The sequence below is a fragment of the Pedobacter psychrodurus genome (assembly GCF_004331735.1).
Lineage (GTDB): Bacteria > Bacteroidota > Bacteroidia > Sphingobacteriales > Sphingobacteriaceae > Pedobacter > Pedobacter psychrodurus.
The window spans coordinates 1-7,950 of record NZ_SJSO01000045.1; the positions used below are offsets into that span (position 1 = coordinate 1).

A 7,950-nucleotide genomic window follows, 5' to 3' on the forward strand; every position below is an offset into this window, starting at 1 on the left:
GATAACGAAAAAAGATTGAAACAAACGAAAACATGTTTAAGACGAATAAGACTTAAACGAACTGAAGTTTGAAGATATATAAAAAGACCAACCGCGAGGTTAACGGTCGATAAGTTCTTAAAAGAGATGTCAATGTAGCGTAGCGAGGTAATGGAGTACTGATCAAAGTACATGATTACGTAGCTTTATTTTAAAGGTGGTGTCTAACAGACAACATAACAAAAAAGAAGACTATTTTTAACAATAGTTAAAACTGGTCAGCATCTTACAACACATTTTACAATGGAGAGTTTGATCCTGGCTCAGGATGAACGCTAGCGGCAGGCCTAATACATGCAAGTCGAACGATAGATAAGAGCTTGCTTTTATCGAAAGTGGCGCACGGGTGCGTAACGCGTATGCAACCTACCTTTATCTGGGGGATAGCCCGGAGAAATCCGGATTAATACCGCATAAAATCACAGGATGGCATTATCCAATGATCAAACATTTATGGGATAAAGATGGGCATGCGTGTCATTAGCTAGTTGGCGGGGTAACGGCCCACCAAGGCGACGATGACTAGGGGATCTGAGAGGATGGCCCCCCACACTGGTACTGAGACACGGACCAGACTCCTACGGGAGGCAGCAGTAAGGAATATTGGTCAATGGAGGCAACTCTGAACCAGCCATGCCGCGTGCAGGAAGACTGCCCTATGGGTTGTAAACTGCTTTTATCCGGGAATAAACCTGAGTACGTGTACTCAGCTGAATGTACCGGAAGAATAAGGATCGGCTAACTCCGTGCCAGCAGCCGCGGTAATACGGAGGATCCAAGCGTTATCCGGATTTATTGGGTTTAAAGGGTGCGTAGGCGGCCTGTTAAGTCAGGGGTGAAAGACGGTAGCTCAACTATCGCAGTGCCCTTGATACTGATGGGCTTGAATGGACTAGAGGTAGGCGGAATGAGACAAGTAGCGGTGAAATGCATAGATATGTCTCAGAACACCGATTGCGAAGGCAGCTTACTATGGTCTTATTGACGCTGAGGCACGAAAGCGTGGGGATCAAACAGGATTAGATACCCTGGTAGTCCACGCCCTAAACGATGAACACTCGCTGTTGGCGATACACAGTCAGCGGCTAAGCGAAAGCGTTAAGTGTTCCACCTGGGGAGTACGCTCGCAAGAGTGAAACTCAAAGGAATTGACGGGGGCCCGCACAAGCGGAGGAGCATGTGGTTTAATTCGATGATACGCGAGGAACCTTACCCGGGCTTGAAAGTTAGTGAATCATTTAGAGATAGATGAGTGAGCAATCACACGAAACTAGGTGCTGCATGGCTGTCGTCAGCTCGTGCCGTGAGGTGTTGGGTTAAGTCCCGCAACGAGCGCAACCCCTATGTTTAGTTGCCAGCACGTAATGGTGGGGACTCTAAACAGACTGCCTGTGCAAACAGAGAGGAAGGAGGGGACGACGTCAAGTCATCATGGCCCTTACGTCCGGGGCTACACACGTGCTACAATGGATGGTACAGAGGGCAGCTACATAGCAATATGATGCGAATCTCACAAAGCCATTCACAGTTCGGATTGGGGTCTGCAACTCGACCCCATGAAGTTGGATTCGCTAGTAATCGCGTATCAGCAATGACGCGGTGAATACGTTCCCGGGCCTTGTACACACCGCCCGTCAAGCCATGGAAGTTGGGGGTACCTAAAGTATGTAACCGCAAGGAGCGTCCTAGGGTAAAACCGATAACTGGGGCTAAGTCGTAACAAGGTAGCCGTACCGGAAGGTGCGGCTGGAATACCTCCTTTCTGGAGTAGCACCGCCTACTCGCCACGCAACATGATATTTCGAATTAAGTTAAAAGGTAAAAGACCAAAGCTGAAAGGCCTACCGTGCAGATACCAATTACTTTAAAAAAAAGAGAAAAAAGAAACACCCAGAAGACAACGGTGGGCAACCTATAAAGGTAAGCACAACGGAACAACGCTGAGGTAGCAACAGGAAAGCGGTAGCGGTAAGATACTATATACTGCATACAGAGCTGCCTACAAGCAAAGTCCCGTAGCTCAGCCTGGTTAGAGCACTACACTGATAATGTAGGGGTCTCCAGTTCAAATCTGGACGGGACTACACATTGAAATCCTTTTGGGGGATTAGCTCAGCTGGCTAGAGCGCCTGCCTTGCACGCAGGAGGTCAACGGTTCGACTCCGTTATTCTCCACCATTGAGCTTAAAGCTTAAAGACCAAAGCAGAAAGCTTTCAAAAAACACAGAAATAAAAGATTACCGGGATCGGTAATATACATTGACATAAAGATTAAGAAAGAAAGAAACGCCATGGGGCACATATATATAGATATAACCATATCAAAAATATGAAACGGTTCGAGACCGCAGTTTTTTACTAACGAAGCTGAAACAAGGTTTAAGGAAGGGCACATGACACCCTGACTTTTATACCCTTGCCCTTCAGCCTCAGTAAAGTTCTTTGACATATTGGAAGAAGTTAAAAAAGAAGAGCAAACAACAATAGGCGACTGTTGTGTTTGTGCTCGCCAACCCAATGGGCAACCAGACGGAAGGTATGAGACATCATAACAAGAGCAAAAAAAGCATACCATATGGCGCAAAAGGCATATGAGTAGAAGAAAGTAATAAAGAGTACACGGGGGATGCCTTGGCTCTCAGAGGCGATGAAGGACGTGATAAGCTGCGATAAGCTTCGGGTATTTGCAAATAGGAATTAATCCGAAGATTTCCGAATGGGGCAACCCGGCTAGTTGAAGACTAGTCACATATAATGAGCAAACCTGCCGAACTGAAACATCTAAGTAAGCAGAGGAAGAGAAAATAATAATGATTTCCTAAGTAGTGGCGAGCGAACGGGAAAGAGCCCAAACCTACCTTGTTACGGCAAAGTGGGGGTTGTAGGACTGCAATGTGGCATTAGCAAACAGAAGTGGAATGGGATGGGAAGCCCAGCGATACACGGTGATAGCCCGGTACACGTATAGAATGCTAGCCTAGCAGTATCCTGAGTACCGCGAGGTCGGAGACGCCTTGTGGGAATCTGCCGGCACCATCCGGTAAGGCTAAATACTCCTGAGAGACCGATAGTGAACCAGTACCGTGAGGGAAAGGTGAAAAGAACCCCGAACAGGGGAGTGAAATAGAACCTGAAACCGTGTACTTACAAGCGGTCGGAGCATCCAAGTGGTGTGACGGCGTGCCTTTTGCATAATGAGCCTACGAGTTACTCCTCTCTGGCAAGGTTAAGTGTCTAAGGCACGGATCCGAAGCGAAAGCGAGTCTGAATAGGGCGTATAGTCAGAGGGGGTAGACGCGAAACCTTGTGATCTACCCATGGACAGGTTGAAGGTGCGGTAACACGTACTGGAGGACCGAACCGATAAACGTTGAAAAGTTTCCGGATGATCTGTGGGTAGGGGTGAAAGGCTAATCAAACTGGGAAATAGCTCGTACTCCCCGAAATGTTTTTAGGAACAGCGTGGATATTAAGTTTCATAGAGGTAGAGCTACTGATTGGGTGCGGGGGAGTCAAATCCTACCAAATCCAGACAAACTCCGAATGCTATGAAATATGATCTGCAGTGAGGCGCGGGGTGCTAAGGTCACGCGCCGAGAGGGAAAGAACCCAGACCATCAGCTAAGGTCCCCAAGTTACAGTTAAGTTGAACTAACGAGGTCCGATTGCACAGACAGCTAGGATGTTGGCTTGGAAGCAGCCATTCATTTAAAGAGTGCGTAACAGCTCACTAGTCGAGCGATCGGGCATGGATAATAAACGGGCATTAAACTGTACACCGAAGCTATGGGATTGAAATATATCGGTAGGGGAGCATTCTAGCGGCAGCGAAGGTATCTGGTAATGGGTGCTGGAGCTTCTAGAAAAGCAAATGTAGGCATAAGTAACGATAAGGCGGGAGAGAAACCCGCCCACCGAAAGGATAAGGTTTCCTGATCAACGCTAATCGGATCAGGGTTAGTCGGGACCTAAGGAGAACCCGAAGGGGAAATTCGATGGACAACTGGTTAATATTCCAGTACTTTTTATAACTGCGATGTGGGGACGGAGTAGTGACACTGCCGCGATCTGACGGAATAGATCGTTAAAGACAGTAGGTATTAGAACGGTAGGCAAATCCGCCGATCTAGCTGAACGTCGATAGTACCGCGAGGCTTCGGCTGAGTGGATAGCGCAGGTAATCAGACTTCCAAGAAAAACCGCTAAGCTTCAGGTTATAAAAACCCGTACCGCAAACCGACACAGGTATCCGGGAAGAGGATTCTAAGGTGCTCGAGTGAATCATGGCTAAGGAACTCGGCAAAATGGCCCTGTAACTTCGGGAGAAGGGGCGCTGGCAGCAATGTCAGCCGCAGTGAAAAGGCCCAGGCGACTGTTTAACAAAAACACATGGCTTTGCAAAATCGAAAGATGAGGTATAAGGCCTGACACCTGCCCGGTGCTGGAAGGTTAAGAGGGGATGTCATCCGCAAGGAGAAGCATTGAATCGAAGCCCCAGTAAACGGCGGCCGTAACTATAACGGTCCTAAGGTAGCGAAATTCCTTGTCGGGTAAGTTCCGACCTGCACGAATGGTGTAACGATCTGGGCGCTGTCTCAGCCATGAGCTCGGTGAAATTGTGGTCCCGGTGAAGACGCCGGGTACCCGCAACGGGACGGAAAGACCCCATGCACCTTCACTACAATTTAACATTGACATTGGATACAGGATGTGTAGGATAGGTGGGAGGCTTTGAAGCGGCGTCGCTAGGCGTCGTGGAGCCAACGTTGAAATACCACCCTTTCTGTATTCGGTGTCTAATCCCGCATAGCGGGAGACATTGTTTGATGGGTAGTTTGACTGGGGTGGTCGCCTCCAAAAAGGTAACGGAGGCTTTCAAAGGTAAGCTCAGTACGCTTGGTAACCGTACGCGGAGTGCAATAGCATAAGCTTGCTTGACTGTGAGACAGACAAGTCGATCAGGGTCGAAAGACGGATATAGTGATCCGGTGGTTCTGCATGGAAGGGCCATCGCTCAAAGGATAAAAGGTACGCTGGGGATAACAGGCTGATCTCCCCCAAGAGCTCATATCGACGGGGAGGTTTGGCACCTCGATGTCGGCTCGTCACATCCTGGGGCTGGAGAAGGTCCCAAGGGTTCGGCTGTTCGCCGATTAAAGTGGCACGCGAGCTGGGTTCAGAACGTCGCGAGACAGTTCGGTCCCTATCTGTTGTGGGCGTAGGAATTTTGAGTGGGGCTGACCTTAGTACGAGAGGACCGGGTTGGACTAGCCTCTAGTGAATCTGTTGTTCCGCCAGGGGCATTGCAGAGTAGCTACGCTGGGAATAGATAAGCGCTGAAAGCATCTAAGTGCGAAACTAGCCACGAGATGAGAATTCCATATAGGACCGTAGAAGACTACTACGTTGATAGGCTACAGATGTAAAGCTGGCGACAGCACAGTCGAGTAGTACTAATCATCCGAAGCTTTCAAAGCAAACAGACTGTTGTTTGTTCTTCATAATAACTTCTTTCAATAATATGTCATTTAAGCGGAAAGCTAAAAGACTAAAGACTAAAGCGAAATACAGTAGCTTTAAGCTTTGAGCTTTATCCTTTCAGCTCAAATAAAAACATTTAGGTGCCTATATCGGTGGTGTCCACCTCTTCCCATTCCGAACAGAGAAGTTAAGCCCACCAGAGCCGATGGTACTGCGGTAACACGTGGGAGAGTAGGTCGGTGCCAAATCTTAAAAGAAACCCTTCAGCAGAAATGTTGAAGGGTTTTCTTGGTTTATAAGCATTCTGTTTGGCCTATTCTTTGTTTGCTTACCATTAAGAAATGAAGATAGTTAAGTTATTTCAACCAAGATTGAAGAAAAGTTAAGAGTTTGCATACCGGAGCTTGTCACATAGCCCTGATGGAAGTGGGCACGAAGCCAATTCTTCATTGGCGAAGTAAAACGGACAGCAGGACGGAACCCAAGCTACATATTACAACTATTGCGCTCCAAATCATCAAATATTTAATCATCTGGATTATGCCCAACATCTAAGTTAAACTATACTTTTAACCATTTAAAGGGTATGTTTTTAGTGATTATCGTCCCGATGACCGTGTACAGTGATAGGTTTAGTAAATAGGTTCTATCTCTAGAATACTGTTTTAGCCCATATAGCCTTAAAGATTTGAATATGATTGTCTAAATCTGGAAAGGATTTGATATTTTGCGGCATAATTGATTTAGATATGGCTTCAGGTTTTTTTGCGATTTTGGATGATATAGGTGCTTTAATGGACGATGTAGCAGTAACAGCTAAGGTAGCGGCCAAGAAGACTGCTGGTATTTTGGGAGATGATTTAGCGGTAAACGCAGAAAAATCAACTGGTTTTCTTGCCTCGAGAGAATTGCCCGTGCTTTGGGCAATAACCAAGGGATCTTTTATAAATAAGCTTATTATTGTTCCTGTTGCGCTATTGCTCAATTTCTTTTTCCCGGTAGCGATCAAAGTAATCTTGGTATTGGGCGGGCTTTATTTGGCCTATGAAGGGGTGGAAAAAATTGTTGAATATTTTATTCATCGATCAAAGTCCTCGCATGTAGAAGCAAAAGAAATTATTCAAGAAGGTGAGGAAGCAGAAAAAGCAAAGATTAAATCTGCTGTCATTACCGATTTTATTCTATCGATAGAAATCGTAATTATCGCTTTGGGAAGTGTGCTCGAAGAAAAGCTGCTTATACAAATTATGACCGTGTCAGCTGTAGCCTTGTTGGCTACCGTTGGTGTTTATGGTATCGTAGCCCTTATTGTAAGGATGGATGATGTTGGATATCGATTAATGAAAGCCTCTGGTGAAAAAGGTATATTTTCATCTTTCGGAAGCCTACTGGTTCGTTCTTTACCGGTTATAATAAAGATATTAAGTGTTGTAGGGACGGTAGCGTTGATCTTGGTTTCAGGTGGGATTTTTGCGCATAATATTGGCTTTCTACATCATGTTCTCCATACTTGGCCTTCGATTCTTAGAGAATTTGCTTTTGGATTAGCTGCTGGACTAGCCTCAGTGCTTGTTATAACTGCGGGTAAAAAACTTTTAGACATTGTTAGAGCATAAAGAATTAGAAGCTAAATTTTGCATGTATTAATTTCTTTATTTTTTTGGAAAGCAGGTTTGTTGCTACTATATAAGTTTGTTCCCGCCATTCGCTGTAGCCCCAGTAGAAAAACCGTGGGCTGCCACTGCTGTCGGGTTTAGGTGGCATAAACTTCCGAAGTTTTCAGGGGCGGGGAGCCTGGGAAACTTCGGAAGTCTAAATGGCTGGGCCGCTTTAACACCTATTATAACAAAAAGTTTTGCCTGTTGTATTATTTTTTCTAGTTGTAAACCATCTACTTACGTTAAGTTCTTCGGTAATCTGGAAAAAAGCTTTGCTTGTGTGTTAAAAATTCCTACTTTTGCATCCCGCTTCGACGGAAAGCTGAATAAAATTAGCGTATTGAAATAAGGTTAAGAGGAAAAAGAAGATCAAAAAAATAAAATTTATTTTATTTGGAAGTTTAAAAAAGATCCTTACCTTTGCACTCCCAACCGAAAGGGAAGGGAAAAATCGGAACGGCGGATGTCGGAAGGATAACGAAAAAAGATTGAAACAAACGAAAACATGTTTAAGACGAATAAGACTTAAACGAACTGAAGTTTGAAGATATATAAAAAGACCAACCGCGAGGTTAACGGTCGATAAGTTCTTAAAAGAGATGTCAATGTAGCGTAGCGAGGTAATGGAGTACTGATCAAAGTACATGATTACGTAGCTTTATTTTAAAGGTGGTGTCTAACAGACAACATAACAAAAAAGAAGACTATTTTTAACAATAGTTAAAACTGGTCAGCATCTTACAACACATTTTACAATGGAGAGTTTGATCCT

Annotated in this window: 1 protein-coding gene, 2 tRNA genes and 3 rRNA genes; all 6 read left to right on the plus strand. The window is 45.2% G+C overall.

What is annotated here, in order from left to right; translation table 11 throughout:
- Positions 1-279: 279 nt before the first annotated feature.
- The 6 genes from EZ456_RS24775 (at position 280) to EZ456_RS24800 (ending at position 7,136) form a co-directional block, all read left to right on the plus strand.
- Positions 280-1,801: ribosomal RNA gene (locus EZ456_RS24775) — 16S ribosomal RNA — on the plus strand.
- 247 nt (positions 1,802-2,048) lie between these two features.
- Positions 2,049-2,123 (plus strand) — tRNA-Ile (locus EZ456_RS24780).
- Positions 2,124-2,140: 17 nt separating this feature from the next.
- Positions 2,141-2,217: transfer RNA gene (locus tag EZ456_RS24785), tRNA-Ala, on the plus strand.
- Positions 2,218-2,638: 421 nt separating this feature from the next.
- Positions 2,639-5,515, plus strand: a 23S ribosomal RNA gene (locus EZ456_RS24790).
- A gap of 141 nt (positions 5,516-5,656) precedes the next feature.
- Positions 5,657-5,768, plus strand: a 5S ribosomal RNA gene (gene rrf / locus EZ456_RS24795).
- Together the 16S, 23S and 5S rRNA genes with 2 tRNA genes alongside form the textbook arrangement of a ribosomal RNA operon.
- Before the next feature lie 450 nt (positions 5,769-6,218).
- Positions 6,219-7,136, plus strand: a complete 918-nt coding sequence (locus EZ456_RS24800; RefSeq protein WP_317130017.1) for a DUF808 domain-containing protein — start codon at positions 6,219-6,221, stop codon at positions 7,134-7,136.
- Positions 7,137-7,950: the final 814 nt, after the last annotated feature.